This is a genomic window from Burkholderia singularis (assembly GCF_001718875.1).
In the GTDB taxonomy this organism is placed as follows: domain Bacteria; phylum Pseudomonadota; class Gammaproteobacteria; order Burkholderiales; family Burkholderiaceae; genus Burkholderia; species Burkholderia singularis.
Genome location: NZ_CP013448.1, coordinates 3342521 through 3366039 on the forward strand (window position 1 = coordinate 3342521; position 23519 = coordinate 3366039).

Consider the following 23519-nt stretch of genomic DNA (forward strand, 5'->3'; position numbering starts at 1 on the left):
TAGCGCCGCCCCCCTGGTCCTGCTGACCGTTGCTCGCGCAAAAACGCTAAAATGAGCGTCTTTTCGACGCGGCCGCGTGCCGGAGCACCCAGGCCGACCGCGCTCGTTTTCCGCGAATACCGCATTCACCGGGAGAAACCTATGTCAATGGCCGATCGCGACGGCAAGATTTGGATGGACGGCAAACTGATCGACTGGCGCGACGCCAAGATCCACGTGCTGACCCACACGCTGCACTACGGCATGGGCGTATTCGAAGGCGTGCGCGCTTACCAGACGGCCGACGGCGGCTCCGCGATCTTCCGCCTGAAGGAACACACGAAGCGCCTGCTGAACTCGGCGAAGATTTTCCAGATGGACGTGCCGTTCGACCAGGAAACGCTCGAGGCGGCGCAACGCGAAGTCGTCCGCGAGAACAAGCTCGCATCGTGCTACCTGCGCCCGATCATTTGGATCGGCTCGGAAAAGCTCGGCGTGTCGGCCAAGGGCAACACAATCCATGTCGCGATCGCCGCGTGGCCGTGGGGCGCATACCTCGGCGAGGAAGGCCTGTCCAGGGGCATCCGCGTGAAGACGTCGTCGTTCACCCGCCATCACGTGAACGTGTCGATGGTGCGCGCGAAGGCCTCCGGCTGGTACGTGAACTCGATCCTCGCGAACCAGGAGGCGACCGCCGACGGCTATGACGAAGCGCTCCTGCTCGACGTCGACGGCTATGTGTCCGAAGGCTCCGGCGAGAATTTCTTCCTCGTGAACCGCGGCAAGCTGTTCACGCCCGACCTCTCGTCGTGTCTGGACGGCATCACGCGCGACACGGTGATCACGCTCGCGAAGGAAGCCGGCATCGAGGTCATCGAGAAACGCATCACGCGCGACGAAGTCTATACGGCCGACGAAGCGTTCTTCACCGGCACCGCGGCCGAGGTCACGCCGATCCGCGAACTCGACAACCGCACGATCGGCAGCGGCGCGCGCGGCCCGATCACCGAAAAGCTGCAGGCGGCGTTCTTCGATGTGGTGTCGGGCAAGAGCGCGCAGCACCAGGATTGGCTCACGAAAATCTAAGCGCGCGGCGCGCCGGCGCCGCGTTTCATCGCGATAACGAGAATCCCCATGAGTGAAATCAAGGAAATGCCGCTCATCGAGCTGACGGCGAAAGATCTGCCCGCGTACTGCCCGAATCCGACGATGCCGCGTTGGAGCGCGCATCCGCGCGTGTTCATCGACGTCACGCACGGCGAAGCGCGCTGCCCGTACTGCGGCACGCGCTACAAGCTGCGCGACGGCGAAGTCCTGCAAGGCCACCATTGAGCCGCGGCCGGCCGGCTCACGGCCCCCGCGCCCGGCGCGGCGCGATCGGCCGGGCCGGCTCGCGCCGCCGCCCCGTTCCCCACAACCCGAGCACGGCGCACGCGCGCCGCGTTTCATCACGACATCGGAAATCGACCTGATGCGTCGAGCGTTGGTAATCGCACCGAACTGGATCGGTGACGCATTGATGGCGCAACCGCTCTTTGCGCTGCTGAAAAAACTGCACCCCCGCATCGTCATCGACGCCGTGGCGCCGGCATGGGTCGCGCCCGTGCTCGAGCGCATGCCCGAGATTCACGATGTCCATGCGACCGATCTCGCGCACGGCAAGCTACAGCCGCTGCGGCGCTGGCAGCTCGCCAGCGACTTGCGCGACGTCGGCTACGACGCCGCCTACGTGCTGCCGAATTCGCTGAAATCGGCGCTGATTCCCTGGATGGCCGGCATTGCACTGCGGATCGGCTATACCGGCGAGCATCGCTACGGCCTCCTGAACGTGCGCCATGCGAACCCCGCGAAGGCCCGCGACGCCCGCCCGCCGATGGTCGAGCATTACGCGGCGCTCGCCTATGCACCCGGCGCGAAGCTGCCCGACGCGCAAAAAACGCTGCCGCCGCCGCGCCTGGACGCCGATCTGAACGAGACGGCGCGCGTCTGCACGCGCTTCAACCTCGATACACGCAAACCGCTGATCGTGTTCTGCCCGGGCGCGGAATACGGCCCGGCCAAACGTTGGCCGCCCGAGCATTTCGCGGCGCTGGCGCAAAGCGTGAGCCAATCGTTCCCCTATACGCAGATCGTCGCGCTCGGCTCGCCGAAGGACGCGGCCGCCGCGCAGGCCATCGCCGAGCGCGCGCCGAACGTGAAAAGCCTGTGCGGCCAGACTTCGCTGTCCGAAGCGTGCGCGCTGATCGCACGCGCCAACGCGGTCGTCACCAACGATTCCGGGCTGATGCACGTCGCCGCGGCGCTGCGGCGGCCGCTGATCGCGCTCTACGGCTCGACCGATCCGCGCCACACCCCGCCTCTGTCGGAGCTGGCAAAGGTACAATGGCTGCATCTCGAATGCAGTCCCTGTTTCGAACGCGAATGCCCGCTCGGCCACCTGAACTGCCTGCGCGAGCTGAGCCCGGAGCAGGTTTTCAGCGATTTGCGCGGGATGCTCGTCGAACAACGTTGACGCCGGGCGGCCCAAGGGCCGCTCGCGTCGCGCGCCGCGCGCCCGCATCCCCCCAACGGTACGATGAAATGGCGCGCGCCGCGCGCGAGAGATAGACCCGATGCCACGTTTTGCCCGCCTCTTCGAAGCCGCCGCCGATACGCTGAACGCGTACTACCAGGCAACCGCCGACGCCAATCTCGATGCGCTGATGGCCCTCTGGATCGACGAGGATTTCGCGAGTTGCATTTGGGCGGACGGCGCGCACCTGCACGGCCTCGATCAGATCAGGAGCGGCTTGGGCGCCCGGCTTGCCGCTCGCCCCGTGACGATCGAGCCGCTCGACATCCGCGTCTACGACAGCCTGGGCACCGTCGTCTACACGGTCGCCGAGGCGCACCAGCAGCAGGCCGATCCCGCGGCCGCGCCGCACATGGTGTTTACCACTTACGTGATGATCCATGAACGTGGCGAATGGCGGATCGCGCATATTCATGCAAGCGCGATCCCCGAACGCACGGCGAACGAGTTCGCCGCGAAGATCCGCCACGCCCAAGGGCCGCTTCACTGAACGCGGCGCGTTCGCAGCGATGAGTACGGCGCTCCCTCCGCTTCCCGCTGCCGACGAGCCCCCCCGGGCGGCCGCCTTCGCGCCGTACCGCGCGCCGCTGTGGCTGCCGACGAGTCATGCGCAAACGATCGTTCCCGCGCTGTTCGGACGCCGGCCGGACGTCGAATACCGGCGCGAGCGCTGGAATACGCCCGACGACGATTTCATCGACGTCGACTGGCTCGCGTACCCCGACGGCGCGGCCCCCGCGCCGGATGCGCCGCTCATCGTGCTGTTCCACGGCCTCGAGGGCAGTTCCGATTCGCACTACGCGCGCATGCTGATGGCCGCCGCCCGCGCGCGCGGCTGGCATGGCGCGGTGCCGCACTTTCGCAGTTGCAGCGGCGAAATGAACCGGCGCCCGCGCTTCTATCACCTCGCCGACAGCGACGAAGTCGATTGGATCCTGCGGCGGCTCGCGAGCGGCCATCGCGGCCCGCTCGTCGCGGCGGGCGTATCGCTCGGCGGCAACGTGCTGCTGCACTGGCTCGGCGCCCGGCGCGGCGACACGTCGATCGTCGCGGCCGCCGCCGCGGTCTCGACGCCCATCGACGTCCATGCGGGCGGCCTGGCGATCTCGCGGGGCTTCTCGATGGTCTATACGCGCAGCTTCCTGAAGACGCTGAAAACAAAAGCGCTGATGAAGCTCGATCAATATCCCGGCCTCTTCGACAGGCAAGCGATGCTCGCCGCGCGCACGCTGCACGATTTCGACGACGTCGTCACCGCGCCGTTGCACGGCTTCGTCAACGCGAACGACTACTGGACGCGGGCGACGACACGCCCGTTGCTCGCCGCGATCAACGTGCCGACGTTGATTCTCAACGCGCGCAACGATCCGTTCCTGCCGGCGTCGGCGCTGCCCGGCCCGCGCGACGTGTCGCGCATGGTCGAACTCGACCAGCCGGAGCACGGCGGTCACGCAGGCTTCATGACGGGCCCGTTTCCGGGGCGCATCGACTGGCTGTCGGCGCGTATCTTCGATTTTTGTCTACGTTTCGTCGACCATGGATGACATCGTCAAGCAGGCACTCGCCAAATGGCCGAACGTCGCGCATTGCGTCGGATGGCTGCTGCTCGATCGCCGCGGCGTGTGGCGCATGCGCGACGACGCGGCGCAAGCCGCGGGCGCGCTCGGCTCGCCCATCCGGCATCCGGCGCTGATCGACTTCATCGGCCGCAACTACGAGCGCGACGCCGACGGGCAATGGTTTTTCCAGAACGGGCCGCAGCGCGTATATGTCGAACTGGCATATACGCCGTGGATCGTGCGGATCGTGCCGGATAGCGCCGCGCCCACGCGCCTCGCGCTCGCCGATCATACAGGGCACCCGTTCGAGCCCGCCGGCGTGTGGCTCGACGATGCGGGCGGGGTGCTGTTCGCCGATGCGTCGGCGCCGCCGCGCGTCGCCGCGCTGCACGACCACGACCTCGGGCTCTTCGCCGATCGCGCGGACCTCGACGGCGACGGCACGCACGGCGTGCTGCATCTGGGCGGCGGCGTGGATTTGCGCATCGAGCCGATCCGGCGCGACGACGTCGCGCGGCGGTTCGGATTCGTGGCAAGTCCCGCGGCGCGCAACCGGCAATCGCCAAAACACGCCGCGGACTGACCCGCGGCGGCGCTGAGCCGGCGGCCTAAGATTTCAGCTTCGGTCCGCGCTTGGTCGAACGCCGCGCCTGCGCACCGCTGCCGAACCCAGTATCCAAGGCCCGGGCGAGCGCGCCAGTCCGGCATGCCGACACCGGCCTGCACGACCCGGCGCACGAATGCACTACCGCCGCATGCGTCAACCGCGCTTATCCTTGTCGTCTTCCTGCTCTTCTTTGTAGCGCGCCTCGAATTCATGCAGCCGCGCGCTGATGATCGACTGCTCGTAAAAGCCCGCCGACTTGTTGTCGCGCGCCTCGCGCAACTGCCGGATGGCCGATGGCCACGCGCCATCGAGCGCAAACTTCTCCGCCAGCGCGCGGCGCTGCATCAGTGCATCGCCTTTGCCAAGGCTTGCTTGCGCGAGATAGTTCCACCAGTCCGGCTGGCCGGGATCGGCGCGCGTTTCGGCCTGGGCGAGCGTTTGCGCGTCCGCGTAGCGGCGTGCGGCCAGCAATGCCTGCAAGTGCGCGGCAATCGCCGCGTGCGAGCCCGGCCAACGCTTGTGCGCAGCCGCGGCAAGCCGCACCGCGTCGTCGGCGCGGCCCGACAGACGCGTAATCTGCACCGCGAGCACGTCGAGGCTGGGCGAGTCCGGCAGCCCTCCGGCATCGCGCGCCGCCTCGCGTGCCAACGCGTCGCGCGCCGCCGCGAGCGCGCGCGACGCTTCATCGTATCGGCCGCCCAGCGTCTCGCCGAGCGCAATCCCATACCAGTTCGCCGCGACGTTCGGCGCAATCCTGTCGTCGATTTCGCTACGCATGCGGCGCACCTCGTTCGCGTAGTCGGTCAACGAGCGGTTCTGCAAAATCCGCAGGCGCGCACGCACGAAACCGTATTCCGGCGACTGCCGCGGTTGCCGGTACGGCGCGCGCCGCGCGCGATCGTCCATGTCGGCGATCCGCTCGCCCGTCAGCGGATGGGTGCGCGCATACGGGGGCACGCCCGCATCACCGCCCGTCGACGCACGGTCGAGCCGCTCGAAAAAGCCCGGCATTCCGTATGGATCGTAGCCCGCGCCGGCCAGCAACTGAAAGCCGACGCGATCGGCCTCGCGCTCGGCCGAGCGCGAAAAGCGCAGTTGGTTGTCGATCGCGAACGCCTGGCCGCCCATCGCGATCGCGCTGCCGAGATCGCCGCTGCGCGCGAGAATGCCCGCGAGCAAGCCGAACAACATCGTCGCGAGCGCCGCGTAGCCGGTCTTCTCGTTCGCACCGATCATTCGCGCGATGTGCCGCTGCAGCACGTGTCCCATTTCGTGACCGATCACGGACGCGAGTTCCGATTCCGTCTGCGTCGTCGCGACGAGTCCGCTATTGATGCCGATGAAGCCGCCCGGCAGCGAAAACGCATTGATCTGCGGATCACGCATGGCAAACAAATCGAAATCTGGCACGTAGCCGCCGATGAATTGCGCGGTGGCCGCCGCCGACAGTTTCGCCGCCACCGAATTCAGGTAGTCGCGCACGAGCCAGTCGTCGAGATAATCGGGATCGCGCCGCACGTCGCGCATCACGCGCTCGCCGAGACGGCGCTCCGCCCGCGGCGTCAGCGCGCCGCCGGAACCATCGCCAAGATCGGGCAATTGCAGCGCACGCAACGGTGCGCGCCAATTGGGTGTCGCGTCGGATGAGCGAGTCGGCGCGTCCGATGTGTCCGACAGCCGGCTTTGCGCGCCCCCATACTTGCCGAACACCCCGGCGGCAATGCCGGACGGCAGCGTCGACCACGCATCGGCAAGACCGGGCAAAGCCGCCCCTACGCCGATGTCCGCCGGCGCGGTTTCGAGCGGCGGCGCATCGGCGCGCGGCTGCGCATAACCGCCGGGCGGCAGCGCAAGTGCCGAGCAAAGCAGAACGGCAAGCAACGGTTTGACGCGCATGAAGAAAATCGGGACAGCCGTGGCGCGGCAGTGGTTTCGTCTGCGCTATTGTAGCGGCGGGATGCGCTCGCGCGCGGCGCGGCGGACGATGGCGGACTGCGGGGCCGTCGGCACGACCCGGGGAGATCGTCCGGCCCCGCGCTGCTATGATGGGCGCCCTTTGGGTTCGCATGGAATCGGAGCCGGCGCTTCAGCGCCGGCTCCGGCCGATACTGGAGCACACCGTGACTGAATTCACGCACTTCGACGCCGCAGGCCACGCCCAGATGGTCGATGTCGGCGGCAAGCAAGAAACGAAACGCATTGCCATCGCTCGCGGCGCAATCCGAATGCGTCCCGACACTCTCGCGCTGATCCGCGAAGGACGCGCGAAAAAAGGCGACGTGCTCGGCGTCGCGCGCATCGCGGCAATTCAAGGCGCAAAGCGCACGGCCGATCTGATTCCACTGTGCCATCCGCTTGCCTTGACGCGCGTCACGGTCGACTTCGAATTCGACGATGCGCTGCCCGGCGTGCGTTGCAGCGCGCAAGTCGAAACGCTCGGACGCACGGGCGTCGAGATGGAAGCGCTGACCGCGGTGCAAATCGGGCTCTTGACCGTCTACGACATGTGCAAGGCGGTGGACCGCGCGATGGTGATCACCGACGTGGGCGTAGCCCACAAGCGCGGAGGAAAATCGGGAGATTGGACGGCGGACGAAGCCGCCGGCCGACATCCCGCCGGCTGACCCTTCTTCCCGACGCCCCGCCCCGAATGGCCGCTATCGCCGCACGCGGCCGCGCCGCGCGCAACGAATGCCGCACAACCGGCAACCCGACAAGACCGCCCGCACGGGCACGGACTGCGTCGCAATCAGACCGCGCGCGTTCGATCGATAACACCGGCTGCGCCGGCTGACCGTCGCCGCGAGCAAATGCGATCGAGCCCGCCATCGGCCCGCCCGCGATCACTCGCCGCCCGCGTCATCGTCATCGCTCGCCGCGTTTGCCGCCGACATTCCGTATTTCGCGACGAGCGCTGCCCTGAAACGCTTCAGCGACGGTTGCTCATCGAGCAGCTTATACAGCGCGGCAAGCTGCGCCGGCCAGTCTTTCAGCTCCACCGCAAATATGTGCAGCCGTTCGACCGTGTCGAGCGCGTCCGCCTGCCGCCCGTCAAGCGCCTGCAATACCGCATAGCGGCGCAGCACGGCCTCGCCCGGCAGCAATGCGATCGCCTGCTTGTGTGCGAAGAGCTTTGCCTGCAGATTGTCGCGCGAGATCGGCATCAGGGTAGCCGCGCCGTAATCGCCCCATGCGTGAAACAGGAACGACGGATTTTCGCGATATTGCTCGGCCGGGTTCGTTCCGTAGTAAAGCACTTCGGCACGCTGATAATCGCGCAGCACCGGATACAGCGACGCCAGCCCCGCAGCCGAAAGTATCGCGAACAGTGCGAACGCGGCGCGGCTCGGCAGCACGAAAAGCGGCTTCGTTTCGAGCAAGCCGATGACGAACATCGCCGGCAGCAGGAAGAACGTGTACTGCTGCGGATATTCGACGAGCGCATGCATCAGCAATACGCCGATGAGCGCAAAACCGAATACGCGGCTTTCGGCATGCGGCGCGCGCAGCGCGCGCACGAACCATGCAACGAGCGTGACGAGCAGAACACCCAGACCGATCAGGCCGGACTTCGCGAGCAGATCGATGAGAATGTCGTGTGCGTTGTTGGCGATCTCGACGCCGCCCAGCGCACGCACCAGTTCGAACTGATGAATCGGAAACTCGCCCCATCCGACGCCCAGCAGCGGATGCTCGCGAAACATCGTCAAACCGTATTTCCAGAGCGCGAGACGCGGCGCGACCTGTCCGGCATCGCGCATCCGGTCGGCAGCCGATTCGGCGAGGCCGAGCTGATAGCGGACGTTCGCCCAACGCACCGCGATATTGACCACGACGAACAGCACCGCGAGCAAGGCGGGCGCCGCCCATGAGCGGCCCGTCGCCGCGCCGCGCCGCGCCTGCGCGAGCGCGGTCCAAAAGCCGGCGACGACGATTACCGCAACCTGCAACCAAGGCCCGCGCGACACGGTAAGCGCGAGCCCGACACACAGGAAAGCCGACAGCGCCGCCCATGCAAGCACCGGCAGCCGGCGCGCTTGCGCGAGATACAGCGCCCCCGTCAATGCAAACGCGATATAGGTGGCGAGATGATTCGCTTGCGCCATGTTGCCGTATGGCCGGCGATCGACGCTTACGCCATATGACACGACGAACGGCGAAAACGTCCCTTCCAGGCGAAAAAGCTGCACGAGCTGGCAAGCAACGGCAAAGACGCCGCCGACGATCAGCGCGCCCGCGGCCATACGGGCGGCCGTCTCGAGCAGGTTCGCGCGAGCGAGTGCATAGCCCGATTGCATCGCGGCGACCGCGGCGAGCAGATAGCCCATTGCGAGCCAAGCCATCGACGGCTGCTTCAGCGGCAGCAGCACGATCTGCGCGAGCAACACCGCGCCGAAGCCGAGCGGTGCGGCAAACGCCGCCGGCGCGTCGAAAGGCCCGGATCGCTGCGCCCTTACGAGCAATATGACAACGATGCCGAGTAGCCAATACAGCGCGAATGCGGCGAATTCGGAATAAAAAGTCGGGATCGGATACGTGTGATTCGTAATCGAGTACGGCAGAATCAGGGCGAGTGCGAGCGCGATCAGCGACAAAGAACGCAGTAAAGGAACGGGCATGAGCGAACCGGATGTCAGCAACCGGCGCACTATACAAAAAAATCCCCGCGCTGTGCGCTCGTGCCCGGCTTCCGCGGCAAATTCGCCCGAATCGGCCCACGCGAGCGCCGCCACGCCACCGCGCTGCGCACGGCACGAACATAGGCGGCCTCACGCCCGGCATTCCGGCGGAGCAAGCCTGCCGGCAAGCGTCGGCGCATCGGCAGGCATCGGCCCCGCACCCGGCGCGGGCAGCGACGACGACGTCTTACCGCTTGCAAAGCATTCCCAAGTAATCGCCCCCGGCTGCATCACGCCCTTCGTCAACCCGACACGCGCCGTCGGCGCCTCCTCGCGATCCGGCGACGACGGCACGAGCACGAGCGTGTTCGCGCCGTCGGGCGCGACGCGTGGCGTAAATACGACGACAATCTGGCCGGTGTCATCATCGACGCGAATCGAATCGACGTTACGCGTCGCGGCCGGCGACGCGTAGCCGCCCGCGAGCCCGCCGCCGCTCGCGGCATTTTCCGCGACCGCGAGCTGCGCGGACGCCGCCAGCGACAATCCCTCGCCGACCCGGCTGCGTGCAAGGTAATCCTGATATGCGGGAATGGCGTAAGCGGCCACAACCCCGACGATCGCAAGCACGATCATCAATTCGATCAACGTAAAGCCGCCGCCGGCCACGCAACCGGTCCCGATCCGGCGGCACGCCAAACGGCGGCCCGTCACCGCGCGAACCGTCGACACAGAGCGCCGCAGTCGAGCAAGCGGCGGAACAACGAAAAACATTGCGCACATGACAGCCTCCGGAAACGAAATACGCGTGCTTCAAGATTCAAGCCTCGAAGCACGCGTATCGATCGTAGCCAGAGCGCCCGCGCACGGACAGTCGGCCGAACGGCCAACGCCGCGCCGCCAGACGTCAGCGCGAATGCGTCGTATCCAATGCAGCGCGCCGCCGCTTCAGCGCATAGCCGACGACAACGACGAAAAGCGCCCCCGCGATACTCGCACCGTAAATCGCGGCGGGCGTATCGAGGAGCGGCCATCGGTCGCCGGCCGGATCGTTGACCATCAACCCGCCCGCGATCCAGCCCAACAGCGCCGCGCCCAACGTGACGACGACGGGAAAGCGGTCAAGCAGCTTGAGCACGAGCGTGCTGCCCCAGACGATGATCGGAATGCTGACGACGAGGCCAAAGATCACGAGTGCGAGCCGATGCGCCGGATCGGCCTGCTCGGCCGCGCCGGCGATCGCGATCACGTTGTCGAGGCTCATCACCGCGTCGGCGATCACGATCGTCTTGACCGCTTCCCACAGCCTATCGGCCGGCTTGACGTTCTCGTGCCCATCACCGGCAGGCGCCATCAGCCGGATGCCGATCCACAACAGCAGCACGCCACCCGCGAACTTCAGCAGCGGCACATCGAGCAGCAGCACCGCAAACGCGATCAGCACGACACGCAGCAGAATTGCCCCCGCCGTTCCCCACAGCACGCCGCGCACCCGCTGCTCCGGCGGCAAATTGCGGCACGCCAGCGCGATCACGACAGCGTTGTCGCCGCCCAGCAAAATATCGATGATGACGATCTGAACGATAGCGCCCCAATGAAGCGTGGCAAAAAATTCGAGCATGGGTCAAAGCGCAGCGATGCGTCAGAAAAGGAAATGGGCGAAATCTTACGGAATAATTGCACGAGCATAGCAAAACGCCGGCAACGCCGGCGTTTTTAGCGAGACGAAATAGCGCTGGCGCTTACAGCGCGGCCTTCAGCAGACGGCCCATTTCCGACGGATTGCGCGTGACCTTGATCCCGCACGCATCCATGATCTCCAGCTTGGCCTCGGCCGTGTCCGCGCCGCCCGAGATCAGCGCGCCGGCGTGGCCCATGCGCTTGCCCGGGGGCGCCGTGACGCCCGCGATAAAGCCGACGACCGGCTTCTTCATGTTGTCCTTGATCCACTGCGCGGCCGTCGCCTCGTCCGGGCCGCCGATCTCGCCGATCATCACGACCGCGTCCGTATCCGGATCGTCGTTGAACATCTTCATCACGTCGATGTGCTTCAAGCCGTTGATCGGATCGCCGCCGATGCCGACCGCCGACGACTGGCCCAGACCGAGCGCCGTCAGTTGCGCCACCGCCTCATAGGTCAGCGTGCCCGAGCGCGACACGACGCCAATGCGGCCCTTGCGGTGAATGTGGCCCGGCATGATGCCGATCTTCAGTTCGTCCGGCGTGATCGTGCCGGGGCAGTTCGGCCCAAGCAGCAGCGTCTTGCGGCCTTCGCGGCGCATCCGGTCTTTCACTTCGATCATGTCGCGCACCGGAATGCCTTCGGTGATGCAGATCGCGAGGTCGAGATCGGCCTCGACCGCTTCCCAGATCGCTGCCGCGGCGCCCGCGGGCGGCACGTAGATGACCGACACGGTCGCGCCGGTCTCGGCCTTCGCTTCCTTCACGCTCGCGTAGATCGGAATGCCCTCGAAATCCTCGCCGGCCTTCTTCGGGTTCACGCCCGCGACGAACGCCTCGCGGCCGTTCGCATACTCACGGCACGCGCGCGTATGGAACTGGCCGGTCTTGCCGGTGATGCCCTGCGTGATGACCTTTGTGTCTTTGTTGATCAGAATCGACATGTATTGACCTCTGTTCGATCGGCGTCGCGAGAATAACCGCGCCGCCATCCATGTTCATTGATGCGCTCGAGCGTTGACAAAACGCCGGGACGCCCCCCGGTTTTCCTGCCCGCGCGGCTCGCTCGCGCTCCCGCCGAGCCGGGGCGCCCGTTACTTGCCCGCAGCCGCGGCAACGACCTTCTGCGCCGCCTCTTCCATGCTGTCCGCCGAGATGATCGGCAGGCCGGACTCGGCAAGCATCTTCTTGCCGAGGTCTTCGTTCGTGCCCTTCATGCGCACGACGAGCGGCACGTTCAGGTTGACCGCCTTCGAGCCTGCGATCACGCCTTCCGCGATCACGTCGCAGCGCATGATGCCGCCGAAGATGTTCACGAGAATCGCCTTCAAGCCCGGATTCTTCAGCATCAGCTTGAACGCTTCGGTGACCTTCTCCGTCGTGGCTCCGCCGCCGACGTCCAGGAAGTTCGCCGGCTCGCCGCCGAACAGCTTGATCGTGTCCATCGTCGCCATCGCGAGGCCGGCGCCGTTCACCAGGCAGCCGATGTTGCCGTCGAGCGAGATGTAAGCGAGATCGAACTTCGATGCTTCGATTTCAGCCGGATCTTCCTCGTCCAGATCGCGGTACGCGACGATTTCCGGATGACGGAACAGCGCGTTCGAGTCGAAGTTGAATTTAGCGTCGAGCGCGATGACCTTGCCGTCGCCCGTCAGCACGAGCGGATTGATTTCCGCCAGCGAAGCGTCGGTTTCCCAGAACGACTTGTACAGACCCTGCAGGATCGCGCGGGCTTGCGGAATCGACGCATCCGGCACGCCGATCTTCTTCGCGAGATCGTCGGCTTCCGCATCCTTCAGGCCCGTCGCCGGCTCGACGGCGACCTTGTGGATAGCTTCGGGCGTCTTCGCCGCGACTTCCTCGATATCCATCCCGCCTTCGCTGGACGCCATCACGACGACCTTCTGCGACACACGGTCGATCACGATGCCGACATACAGTTCCTTCTTGATGTCCGCGCCTTCCTCGATCAGCAGACGGTTCACCTTCTGGCCCTCCGGGCCGGTCTGGTGCGTGACGAGCTGCATGCCGAGGATCTGGTTCGCATATTCGCGCACCTGCTCCAGCGACTTCGCCACCTTCACACCGCCGCCCTTGCCGCGGCCGCCCGCATGAATCTGCGCCTTGACGACCCACACCGGACCGCCCAGCTCTTCCGCCACCTTGACGGCTTCGTCCACCGAGAACGCCGGCTTGCCGCGCGGGACCGCGACTCCGAATTTCCGCAGGATTTCTTTACCCTGGTACTCGTGAATCTTCATGCGTGATTCCTTCAGTCTGAGAGTTGGCTAAATAAAAGTCGATTGACGATCGCTTCTTCTTACATCTTGCAATCCGCGCGCCCGCCCGCTCATGTCCCCGCGCCGCTTGCGCGGGCGTGCGCGGCCTTTGCGCGCCACAATACGCGACCGGCCGCGCCCGCGCGGGGCGCGGCTGCCGGCGCCGGGCCCGGGCGCCCGCCGGCCAGACGCGAATTGGCCATACGGTCCACGCTGCACGGCAGCGGCCGGCAAGCATCGCGACGAAAATGACGGGAAAGGGAGATTCCGGTAAGGACGCGGCAGGCGGATCGGAAGGCTTGGGCTTCGCATCGGTCAGAGCGCAACATGCTCGACGCGGGCGCGATATCGTGCGATTCGGGTGCGACTGGACAAGCTTCGATGCCCGGCGGGCCGACGCGCTCGCGAGCTTCCGCATGCATTGCGCGGCAAAGGCGCAACTGACGAGAAACGGGCTCGGATAGCGGCATGCGGAGAAATAAAGCCGGAGACGAAAACCTATTGATTTTAGCATATCGGCTGTCGCCGCCGCGGAGCCCAACCGGGCATCCGGGCAAGCGACGGTAGGCCAATATCGAGCAGGAAAGGCGGGAATTCGATGCGGATAGGCGCAGGACGATGCGGAAGCGATGACGGGCGATGCGATCGCCCGGGAAACACACGGAGCGATTCACCGCGCTGCCGGCTGAGCCGCTAAGCCGCTAAGCCGCTAAGCCGCTAAGCCGCTAAGCCGCTAAGCCGCTAAGCCGCTAAGCCGCTAAGCCGCCAGAATTATGCGTCTACGACAAGCGATACGTGCATCGCGGCGCTCAATCGCCGCCGAATTCGTCGATATCGCCTTTGAGCACTTTCGCGATTACCGTACCCGAGAAACCGCGCGAAGCGAGAAAGCGCGCTTGCTTCGCGCGTTCGGCCGGCGTTTGCGGCACGATGCTGAATTTTTTGCACCAAACCGCCTGCGCGCGCTCAAGCTCGCTGTCGAGCAATTGCGCGCTCACCGCCTCGACGAGTGCATCGTCAACCGCATGCCGCTTCAATTCGCCGATGATACGCACTGCCCCGACGCGCGCCGCGCGCCGATGGAGAAGACTTTCGGCAAACCGCGCATCGGATAACCACCCTTCGGTTTCGAGCGTATCGAGCAGCGATTGAGGATCATCGCCGTCACCAACATATGGCGCGAGCTTGCGCGCCAGCTCCGCGCGGCTGTATTCGCGGCGCGACAAATAGGCAATCGCACGCGCCTTCAGCGAGCGCGCGGGGCGTTGCACGGCCGGCTCGCACTCAGCGCCCTCGCCTTCGATGGAAATAGCGGAAGATCGTGATGCGCGCCGCCGCGACCGCGAAACGGATTGGCTTGTACGCGTATAGACATCGCCGCCCGCACTGCCGCCCTCGCTCACCGCCGACGAAAACATGGGTCGCGCCATGGCACCGCTCGCCGCGCGTCGGCGCGCGTCATCATGCGCGCCAAAGGATTCGTCCGGCTCGAACGAATCGGCAGAAACGAACGGATTATGTGAATCGTGCAAATCATGCGATTCATGGGCGGCCGGCCGCTCAAACGAAACGAGGGCGTCATCGTCTGACGCCCCCGCTGCCGGACGGCCTGTTGGCCGCCCGTCGCTCGAATCCGCAGTGCGCGTATGCCGCCTGGCGCGGCCGCTGCCGGCAGAAGCCGCCTGCATGCCGTGTGCCGTGGAATGCGGCCCCGCGCCCTCCCGGTTCTTGCGCATTACTCTTCTTCGTCGAGAAACTCGGCTTCGGAGCCCGCGCCCTGCGGCATCGCGGCAACGCCAAGCGACTCGCGAATGCGATTCTCGATCTCCCGGGCAATTTCCGAATTCTCACGCAGGAACTCGCGAGCGTTGTCCTTACCCTGACCGATCTTCTCGCCGTTATAGCTGTACCACGCGCCCGCCTTGTCGACAATTTTCGCCTGTACGCCCAAATCGATGATTTCGCCCTGGCGCGAAATACCCTCACCATACAGGATATCGAAGATCGCTTCGCGGAACGGCGGCGACACCTTGTTTTTCACAACCTTCACGCGCGTTTCGTTGCCGATCACTTCGTCGTTCTTCTTGATCGAGCCGATCCGGCGAATATCGAGACGCACCGACGAATAGAACTTGAGCGCGTTGCCGCCTGTCGTGGTTTCCGGATTGCCGAACATCACGCCGATCTTCATCCGGATCTGGTTGATGAAAATCACGAGGCAGTTCGTGCGCTTGATCGTACCCGTCAGCTTACGCAGCGCCTGCGACATCAAGCGTGCCTGCAAACCCGGCAGCGCATCGCCCATCTCGCCTTCGATTTCGGCCTTCGGCACGAGCGCCGCGACCGAGTCGATCACGATCATGTCGATCGAGCCCGAGCGCACAAGCGCATCGACGATTTCAAGCGCTTGTTCGCCCGTATCCGGCTGGGAAATCAGCAGCTCGGGCACATTCACGCCCAGCTTCGACGCGTATTGGACATCGAGCGCGTGCTCCGCGTCGATGAACGCCGCAGTGCCGCCGATCTTCTGCATCTCTGCGATCACTTGCAGCGTCAGTGTCGTCTTGCCGGACGATTCCGGCCCGTAGATCTCGACCACGCGCCCGCGCGGCAGGCCACCGACACCGAGCGCGATATCGAGGCCGAGCGAGCCCGTCGACACCACCTGGATATCTTCGACTGCCTCGCCGTCACCGAGCCGCATGATCGACCCTTTGCCGAACTGCTTCTCGATCTGCGCAAGCGCAGCGGCCAACGCCTTGCTCTTTTCCGCAGTCAGCCCGGAGCCTTTCTTGCTTTCTTCCATGAATCGTCCTTTGCTATGATGAGCAGCGTCTGATACAGACGCACCCGCCCCGGCCAGAAGCTGCGCATGAGCCGTTAGGTGCGCGAATGCAGATACTGTATAAAAAAACAGTGGTTTGTGCAAGCCCTCGTTGTGGCCGCGCACCAACCGGTATCTTTCGGAGACAGCCGCGCGCAGCGCCACGCCGCAGCAGCGGCATCGGTTGCGCATCATGCGAATTCTCATCGCCGAAGACGACAGCATACTCGCGGACGGACTCACCCGGTCACTCCGCCAATCGGGCTATGCGGTCGATCACGTGAAGAACGGCGCCGACGCCGACACCGCGCTGTCCATGCAGACGTTCGACCTGCTGATCCTCGATCTCGGCCTGCCGAAGCTGCCCGGCCTCGACGTGCTGCGCCGTCTGCGCTCGCGCAATTCGAACCTGCCCGTGCTGATCCTGACCGCCGCGGACAGCGTCGACGAGCGTGTGAAAGGACTCGATCTCGGCGCCGACGACTACATGGCCAAACCATTCGCGCTCACCGAACTCGAGGCGCGGGTGCGCGCGTTGACCCGCCGCGGCGCGGGCGGCGGCCCGACCGTCGTGCGGCATGGTGCGCTCACGTTCGACCAGGTCGGCCGCGTCGCGTATGCGCACGATCGCGCGCTCGACCTGTCCGCGCGCGAACTCGGTTTGCTCGAAGTGCTGCTGCAGCGGATCGGCCGCCTCGTGTCGAAGGAGCAGCTCGTCGAGCATCTCTGCGAATGGGGCGACGAGGTCAGCAACAATGCGATCGAGGTCTACGTGCACCGGCTGCGCAAGAAGATCGAGCCAAGCGGCGTGCGCATCGCAACCGTGCGCGGCCTCGGCTATTGCCTGGAGAAATCCGCGCCCCCCGCCGAGAGCGACTCGACGGCGCCGGCGCAGCCGCGCACCGAGGCCGCCGCAGGCCCGTCGCTGCGCTGACGCGCGACCAAGCCATGGCCACGCCGGCCCGTCCCGCGGCAGCCGCGCGCCGCCCGACCGCCGCGGCATCCGCCGCGCGCGACTCGCGCTACGACAACCCGTTCGCGCCACCCGACGAAGCCGACGCCGCCGACGGCGCGCGCCCGCGCTCGCTGTTCGGCGAAATTCTCGACTGGATGCTCGCGCCGCTGCTGTTGCTGTGGCCGATGAGCATCGCCGTCACCTACCTCGTCGCCAAGACGATCGCGAACGGTCCATTCGACCGCGCGCTCGAAGCCGACGCCTACGTGCTCGCGCGGCAGATCACCGCCGTCAATGGCGTCGCCGAGTTGAAGCTGCCGCAGACGACGCTCGATCTGCTGCGCGCCGACAATGTCGACAGCGTGTATTTCCAAGTGCTCGGCACGCGCGGCGAACTCGTCGCGGGCGAGGCCGACCTGCCGCTGCCGCATGACGACGACCGCCCGCCACCCGGCGTCGTCGTGTTCCGCGACGATCTGCTGCGCGGCAACGACGTGCGCGTCGCCTACACCACCGTCGCATTGCCCGGCGCGGCGAGCGGCACAAAAGCAAGCGCAGCCGGCCCGGCCGCGATGACCGCGCAGCCCGTGCTCGTACAAGTGGGCGAAACGCTCGACAAGCGCAACGCCCTCGCCAACGACATCATCAAAGGCGTGATCCTGCCGCAGTTCGTGATTCTGCCGCTCGCGATCCTGCTCGTCTGGTTCGGGCTGTCGCGCGGGCTCGCGCCGCTTACCGCGCTGCAGGCTCACCTGCGCGGCCGCCGCCCGGACGACCTGTCGCCCGTCGACGCGCAACGCGCGCCTCCCGAAATCGAGCCCCTCGTCACGTCATTCAACGATCTGCTCGCCCGCCTCGAACAGAACGTCACGCTGCAAAAACGCTTCATCGCCGACGCCGCGCATCAGATGAAAACGCCGCTCGCCGGCCTGCGCACACAAGCCGAGTTCGCGCTGCGCCACGAGGTGCCCGCCGACGTCGCGCGCTCGCTCGAGCAAATTGCGACAAGCTCCGAGCAGGCCGCGCGGCTCGTCACGCAACTGCTCGCGCTCGCGCGCGCGGAAAATCGCGCAAGCGGCCTCACGTTCGAAGCCGTCGAAATCGCGTCGCTCGCGCGCGACGCCGTGCGCGACTGGGTGCAGGCCGCGCTCGCGAAACAGATGGATCTCGGCTACGAGGGGCCAGGCGACGATCACGGCCCGCTGCCGCACATCGACGGCCATCCGGTGATGCTGCGCGAAATGCTCGGCAACCTGATCGACAACGCCATCCGCTATACGCCGCCGGGCGGCCGCATTACCGTGCGCGTGCGGGCGGACGGCGCGGCGGGCGCCGCGCATCTCGAAGTCGAGGACACCGGGCCCGGCATTCCCGTTCACGAGCGCGAGCGTGTCGTCGAGCGCTTCTACCGGATTCTCGGCCGCGAAGGCGACGGCAGCGGGCTCGGCCTGGCCATCGTCCGCGAGATCGCCACGCAGCATGGCGGCACGCTCACGATCGACGACAACGTGTATCAAAAGTCGCCGCGCGCTGCGGGCACGCTCGTCAGAATCAGTTTCGCGCTGCGCCGACCGCCTCCGGATTTACCCTGATCGGCATCCGCCCCATCCAGCGCAAAAAACTGAAAATAAAAGAAATTGGGTGAATTATCGGCGAATATAAATAAAAAAGCCTGCACCAGACCCCAAACCGCCTGCCCCGCCGTCACACTCAGTCAGTACGCCGTAAGTTTGCCCTCCAACAATACCGACGCGAGCCCGCCCACGAGACGGACCGCATCGACATCTATATCAAGAACTGGAGACGATTCATGGCAACGTTAGGCGGGCATATAGCGCACTCGCCGATGACGAGCGACGAAAAACGGGTGATCTTCGCTTCGTCGCTCGGCACCGTGTTCGAGTGGTACGACTTCTACCTGGCCGGCTCCCTCGCGGCATATATCAGCAAGAGCTTCTTCTCCGGGATCAACCCGACCGCGGCATTCATCTTCACGCTGCTCGGCTTCGCCGCCGGCTTCGCAGTCCGCCCGTTCGGCGCGATCGTGTTCGGACGCCTCGGCGACCTTGTCGGCCGCAAGCACACGTTCCTCATCACGATCGTGATCATGGGGATCTCGACGTTCGTCGTCGGCTTCCTGCCGGGCTACGCGTCGATCGGCATCGCCGCGCCCGTGATCTTCATCGCGATGCGATTGCTGCAAGGGCTCGCGCTCGGCGGGGAATACGGTGGTGCCGCGACCTACGTCGCCGAACATGCGCCGGCGCATCGACGCGGCTTCTATACGGCGTGGATTCAGACGACCGCGACGCTCGGACTCTTTTTGTCGCTGCTCGTGATTCTCGGCGTGCGCATGTCGATCGGCGAGGAGGCGTTCGGTGCGTGGGGCTGGCGCGTGCCGTTCGTCGCGTCGATCCTGCTGCTCGCCGTGTCCGTGTGGATCCGGCTGCAATTGAACGAATCGCCCGTGTTCCTGCGGATCAAGGCGGAAGGCAAGACGTCGAAGGCACCGCTCACCGAGGCATTCGGCCAGTGGAAGAATCTGAAGGTCGTGATTCTCGCGCTCGTCGGGCTCACCGCCGGACAGGCCGTCGTCTGGTACACCGGCCAGTTCTACGCGCTCTTCTTCCTCACGCAGACGCTCAAGGTCGACGGCGCGAGCGCGAATATCCTAATCGCGCTCGCGTTGCTGATCGGCACACCGTTCTTCGTGCTGTTCGGATCGCTGTCGGACCGGATCGGACGCAAGCCGATCATTCTCGCCGGCTGCCTGATCGCCGCGCTCACGTATTTCCCGCTCTTCAAAGCGCTCACGCACTTCGCGAACCCCGCGCTCGAGGCCGCCACGCAAAGAGCGCCGATCACCGTCGTCGCCAATCCGGACGAGTGTTCGTTCCAGTTCAACCCGGTCGGCACGGCGAAGTTCACCAGCTCGTGCGACGTTGCGAAGAGCGCGCTCGCGAAAGCCGGGCTCAACTACGAGAACGTCGCCGCGCCGGCGGGCGCCGCCGCGAAGATCAAGATCGGCGACACCGTGGTGGACACTTACGACGGCAAGGCCGGCGACGCGAAAGACCAGGCGAAGGCGTTCGACAAGACGCTCGCCTCGACGCTCAAGGCCGCGGGCTACCCGGCGAAGGCCGATCCCGCGCAACTCAACTGGCCGATGACGATCGCCATCCTGACGATTCTCGTCATCTACGTGACGATGGTGTACGGGCCGATCGCGGCGATGCTCGTCGAAATGTTCCCGACGCGGATCCGCTATACGTCGATGTCGCTGCCTTACCACATCGGCAACGGCTGGTTCGGCGGATTCCTGCCGGCGACCGCGTTTGCGATCGTGGCGGCGAAGGGAGACATCTATTCGGGGCTGTGGTATCCGATCGTGATCGCGCTCGTGACGTTTGTCATCGGGCTGCTGTTCGTCAAGGAAACCAAGGATTCGGATATTTATGCACGGGATTGATGGATGAAATGGGCGGTGGGCGACAGCGGTCAGGTTGGCGTAGGTGGATGGCCTGCATCGCGAGTGCTGCCAGGGCGGGTTTCCAGGTGGCTGAGTGGAGCGGCCGACGGGGCTCCACTGCATTCTTGAAGAAACCCGCACAAAGGGGGTTGACATGTTCAAATCAGCCGTCCATAATCGCTTCTCTTAGGCGAATTAGCTCAGTCGGTTAGAGCGACGGAATCATAATCCGCAGGTCCGGGGTTCGAGTCCCTGATTCGCCACCAAATGCCAGAAAGGGTCTCCGATGGGGGCCCTTTCTCATTTTCGTTCCGCAAAACAGTTCTCTCCATATCTACGGCGCCTCATCCTCAATTGTCAGACTGACAGCGCGGAATTACCCTCCTTGAGCAACGCGCATATCGCCCCGTACCACTCAGGGAGAAACCCACAGTCGAGCCGGACGGGCCACTGTACGACGATGAAGCGCACAAGCCCCCCCCTGCAGGAGGCGCGCCAGCAATTACGCCGCACCCGCGCAGCAGAAGACTTTTTCGATGCCCGAGAGACCATCGAGGGACATCTGACATGGGGCGCGCCTGGCTGTCCGCTGTGTCAACGGAGTTCGTCGCACTGTTGAAGGTCATTGCCGACGCCAAGTTGGCCGTGGTCGAAGAAGAACTGTAACGCATCGAAGGCGAAGTCAGCGAGACGTCCAAGCTGATTCCCTTGGTCAACGAAAACGATACAGGAAGACCGCCCTAAAGCCCTCGCCCCAAACCGTCAACGACGTAACGATGCAGATACAGTGCTTCAAGTCGCATGCAGGTGATGGGGGTAAGCGCAGGTACGCACCGCGAATGGCAAAGAAGAGCGGCAAAGGCTTGTGCGACAAAACTGGCCATATGAAGCAAGAAGCGATGTTTCGCAAACTGCGCACCGCACGCCATTCGAAGATCGATATCGACACGCTAATCTCACGATCGACTTCGACGATCACCTGTCGCGTATTGTTCGTACCCACCAGGAGGGTCAGCAGCATCGATTGGGCCGAGCAGGTCGCTCGCGTAGCACCCAGTTCGTGCCACGCCTGGCTTTGAGTTATCCGATCGCAAATTTATTCGCAATCGGATATTTCATCATCTCATACGCCAATCCTGCTGCAATCAATTAAAGACGCACAGCCAACCTACCGCCTCTCTAAAGGGTTCGAATTATTGGATATCCTCTTTTGCGGCATAACTCCAAGAAGCCACGAAAAATCCTGGCTTGTCCATCCACTCGGCACCATGGGAACTCCGACCGCGTACTTATCATCAAACGGGCCAAAGTTCGGATTTTCCTTCACATCCGGACGCTTGGAATTATTAAATACCGCATAGCTATGACAAGTTATGCACGAAGATTCTCTAGGCAGTACCTGAGCATTGAATTCAACAAAAGAATTTCCAAGATATTTACTCTCCCCGGTTTTTTGATCTCCTCCGTAATCTGATTGAACACCAACCAATCGGTAATTCATAAATTCTGGCATAAGTTCCGCATCACTCATCAACTTCTTAAGTTGTTGCGTTGCCTCAGTGAATTCCCCAGTACTTTCCTGAGGATTGGAACCCCATGGATCCACACAAGCAGAATATAATTTCTCATTACAGCGATTTGGATTGGTTAGATTATTTTGCGGCTCAAAAGTTGCCCATACCCACTTAGGATTTAATTTTGAAGATATATGCATCCCAACCAAAGCGTAACAAGTTCCATCAATAATTTCAACGTAAACACCTTTTGGTTTATTAGCATTACAATCGAAAGGAGGAGTAAGGGAGTTGGACGGAATCCAATCCGCCTTAATTTCAATTGCATCCTTGGGAAATTTAATAACATGATTTGCAAATGCATATCTACCCTGCGCAGCCAAAGACTGAAGGTTCATCCTTGGCAAAGGACGAATTATATAATCAGATTCTGCCTTGTTAACATGAACTTCCTCACAGAATTTTGGTTTTATCGAAAGATTTTTTGGGATAAATGGTTTTAGTGCTGCCGGCAAATTCCGTGTATTCGATGCAACCATTGGCGAACAGTCATTCCCCACAAAATCGTTTTGTTTAACACCATTTTTTTGAGCAAGAACACTTGCCCGCAGAGTCCTACTAGAAACCTCGGAACAATTATTTTTACCCGATTTCAAACAGTATTGGTCAGGCCAACTTTCCCATGCAAGCGGATGTTTTCCAGTCGGATCTTTACAGTTCGCCGCCGTGAATATTTGCCAGGATAGTTGCTGGAATTTATACTCTCCGTCTGGGATTTTTGTTGGCATTGCACAAGCAGCAGGCAACTTGGATGTTACCGCTTCATGCGCATTCCCCATTGAAAATTGCGAAAAAATGAGAAATAAAAATAGAATTTTTACGATTCGAATATTTTTCATCACCAACCTCCTCAAGCACTCAAATATTATGCGCCTTAAATACCGATTAGATTTTAAATTCCGGGAGATTGATTTCAACTGCCGACTTTCGCAGTAACCCAAAGTCATGCTGTGTCACACGCGGCTTGCATGCGACGATCCAACGTCAAAGCACAAGCGGACAGGCCATCGGCTACATGCAGGCCGACGGCAAGCTCGGTCAAGTTCGGTGGACGACGCGAATCAAGCGCCTTTGCAGCAATCCGCTGGTTATGAACCGCGCTTCTCCAACCAACCGGTGTCTGACCAGACTACGTCACAAGCGACGGAGAATGCGCCCCGTAGAGAATCGCGCCATACCGTGCGATGCCGACCACAACCTGCGAATGATTGGTGGAGGTTTAGGTAATCAATTATCTTGGTTAGCGCACTAGACTTGATGAAACGTTACTGCTGAACAAGCCCGCTTTAGCGGGCTTTTTTGTTCGATGACCGCTATCGATTTTTCAAATAGCGAGGCCGTAGGCTAGAACAGCTTGACCGTTCCTCTACCACATGAGGCCCTTGGGAGCCGGCACTAGCAG

General features: G+C 63.6%; 20 protein-coding genes and 1 tRNA gene. 11 read left to right on the plus strand and 10 right to left on the minus strand.

Features of this window, described 5'->3' with window-relative positions; translation table 11 throughout:
* Nucleotides 1-141 precede the first annotated feature (141 nt).
* The 6 genes from AQ611_RS14800 to AQ611_RS14825 all read left to right on the plus strand — a co-directional run bounded on the left by AQ611_RS14800 (nt 142) and on the right by AQ611_RS14825 (nt 4693).
* Nucleotides 142-1065 carry a branched-chain amino acid transaminase gene (locus AQ611_RS14800; protein ID WP_059520559.1) on the plus strand — a complete coding sequence of 308 codons (924 nt, stop codon included), beginning with the start codon at nt 142-144 and terminating at the stop codon, nt 1063-1065.
* A gap of 48 nt (nt 1066-1113) precedes the next feature.
* Nucleotides 1114-1311 (plus strand): zinc-finger domain-containing protein, encoded by a 198-nt coding sequence (locus AQ611_RS14805; RefSeq protein ID WP_059520560.1) that lies wholly within the window; start codon nt 1114-1116, stop codon nt 1309-1311.
* Between the two features lie 139 nt (nt 1312-1450).
* Entirely contained in the window at nt 1451-2491 is a 1041-nt protein-coding gene (gene waaF / locus AQ611_RS14810) for a lipopolysaccharide heptosyltransferase II (protein WP_059520561.1), read from the plus strand.
* A 100-nt stretch (nt 2492-2591) separates the two neighbouring features.
* Nucleotides 2592-3041, plus strand: coding sequence for a nuclear transport factor 2 family protein (locus AQ611_RS14815; RefSeq protein ID WP_069234941.1), 450 nt, complete (start codon nt 2592-2594; stop codon nt 3039-3041).
* 19 nt (nt 3042-3060) lie between these two features.
* A complete protein-coding gene (locus AQ611_RS14820; RefSeq protein WP_069234942.1) occupies nt 3061-4095 on the plus strand; it encodes a YheT family hydrolase in 1035 nt (344 codons plus the stop codon).
* A complete protein-coding gene (locus AQ611_RS14825; RefSeq protein ID WP_069234943.1) occupies nt 4088-4693 on the plus strand; it encodes a DUF2946 family protein in 606 nt (201 codons plus the stop codon). The genes AQ611_RS14820 and AQ611_RS14825 overlap by 8 nt, the downstream gene beginning before the upstream one ends.
* Before the next feature lie 177 nt (nt 4694-4870).
* Here AQ611_RS14825 and AQ611_RS14830 read toward each other — a convergent pair whose 3' ends face one another.
* A complete protein-coding gene (locus AQ611_RS14830; RefSeq protein ID WP_069234944.1) occupies nt 4871-6613 on the minus strand; it encodes a M48 family metalloprotease in 1743 nt (580 codons plus the stop codon).
* 224 nt (nt 6614-6837) lie between these two features.
* Here AQ611_RS14830 and moaC point away from each other — a divergent pair, with 224 nt between their 5' ends.
* Nucleotides 6838-7341 carry a cyclic pyranopterin monophosphate synthase MoaC gene (gene moaC / locus AQ611_RS14835; protein ID WP_069235327.1) on the plus strand — a complete coding sequence of 168 codons (504 nt, stop codon included), beginning with the start codon at nt 6838-6840 and terminating at the stop codon, nt 7339-7341.
* Between the two features lie 219 nt (nt 7342-7560).
* Here the strand turns inward: moaC and AQ611_RS14840 are convergent, their stop codons facing one another.
* From AQ611_RS14840 to recA, 7 genes are all read right to left on the minus strand, one after another.
* The gene (locus AQ611_RS14840; RefSeq protein WP_069235328.1) at nt 7561-9336 is read right to left on the minus strand and encodes a Wzy polymerase domain-containing protein; all 1776 of its coding nucleotides are present in this window, start codon (nt 9334-9336) and stop codon (nt 7561-7563) included.
* A 150-nt stretch (nt 9337-9486) separates the two neighbouring features.
* Complete coding sequence (locus AQ611_RS14845) at nt 9487-10110, minus strand: pilin (RefSeq protein WP_173678707.1); 624 nt, start codon at nt 10108-10110, stop codon at nt 9487-9489.
* A gap of 133 nt (nt 10111-10243) precedes the next feature.
* Nucleotides 10244-10957 carry a TerC family protein gene (locus AQ611_RS14850; RefSeq protein ID WP_069234945.1) on the minus strand — a complete coding sequence of 238 codons (714 nt, stop codon included), beginning with the start codon at nt 10955-10957 and terminating at the stop codon, nt 10244-10246.
* A gap of 121 nt (nt 10958-11078) precedes the next feature.
* On the minus strand, nt 11079-11960 hold the full coding sequence (sucD, locus tag AQ611_RS14855; RefSeq protein WP_059520568.1) for a succinate--CoA ligase subunit alpha: 882 nt from the start codon (nt 11958-11960) through the stop codon (nt 11079-11081).
* Nucleotides 11961-12110: 150 nt separating this feature from the next.
* The gene (gene sucC / locus AQ611_RS14860) at nt 12111-13277 is read right to left on the minus strand and encodes an ADP-forming succinate--CoA ligase subunit beta (protein WP_059520569.1); all 1167 of its coding nucleotides are present in this window, start codon (nt 13275-13277) and stop codon (nt 12111-12113) included.
* Between the two features lie 827 nt (nt 13278-14104).
* Nucleotides 14105-15031: a recombination regulator RecX gene (gene recX, locus AQ611_RS14865; protein ID WP_069234946.1), complete on the minus strand. Its 927-nt coding sequence runs from the start codon at nt 15029-15031 to the stop codon at nt 14105-14107.
* Nucleotides 15031-16101 (minus strand): recombinase RecA, encoded by a 1071-nt coding sequence (recA, locus tag AQ611_RS14870; RefSeq protein ID WP_059520572.1) that lies wholly within the window; start codon nt 16099-16101, stop codon nt 15031-15033. The genes recX and recA overlap by 1 nt, the downstream gene beginning before the upstream one ends.
* A 211-nt stretch (nt 16102-16312) precedes the next feature.
* Between recA and AQ611_RS14875 the strand changes: the two genes are divergently transcribed.
* The 4 genes from AQ611_RS14875 to AQ611_RS14890 all read left to right on the plus strand — a co-directional run bounded on the left by AQ611_RS14875 (nt 16313) and on the right by AQ611_RS14890 (nt 20809).
* Nucleotides 16313-17053, plus strand: coding sequence for a response regulator (locus tag AQ611_RS14875; protein ID WP_059520619.1), 741 nt, complete (start codon nt 16313-16315; stop codon nt 17051-17053).
* Nucleotides 17054-17067: 14 nt separating this feature from the next.
* Nucleotides 17068-18666, plus strand: coding sequence for a sensor histidine kinase (locus AQ611_RS14880; protein ID WP_059520573.1), 1599 nt, complete (start codon nt 17068-17070; stop codon nt 18664-18666).
* Between the two features lie 218 nt (nt 18667-18884).
* The gene (locus AQ611_RS14885; protein ID WP_059520574.1) at nt 18885-20543 is read left to right on the plus strand and encodes an MFS transporter; all 1659 of its coding nucleotides are present in this window, start codon (nt 18885-18887) and stop codon (nt 20541-20543) included.
* Between the two features lie 189 nt (nt 20544-20732).
* Nucleotides 20733-20809, plus strand: a tRNA-Met gene (locus tag AQ611_RS14890).
* Between the two features lie 446 nt (nt 20810-21255).
* Here the strand turns inward: AQ611_RS14890 and AQ611_RS25600 are convergent.
* Nucleotides 21256-21564 (minus strand): hypothetical protein, encoded by a 309-nt coding sequence (locus tag AQ611_RS25600; protein ID WP_102720218.1) that lies wholly within the window; start codon nt 21562-21564, stop codon nt 21256-21258.
* A 147-nt stretch (nt 21565-21711) separates the two neighbouring features.
* Nucleotides 21712-22956: a hypothetical protein gene (locus tag AQ611_RS25605; protein ID WP_146011830.1), complete on the minus strand. Its 1245-nt coding sequence runs from the start codon at nt 22954-22956 to the stop codon at nt 21712-21714.
* Between the last annotated feature and the right edge of the window lie 563 nt (nt 22957-23519).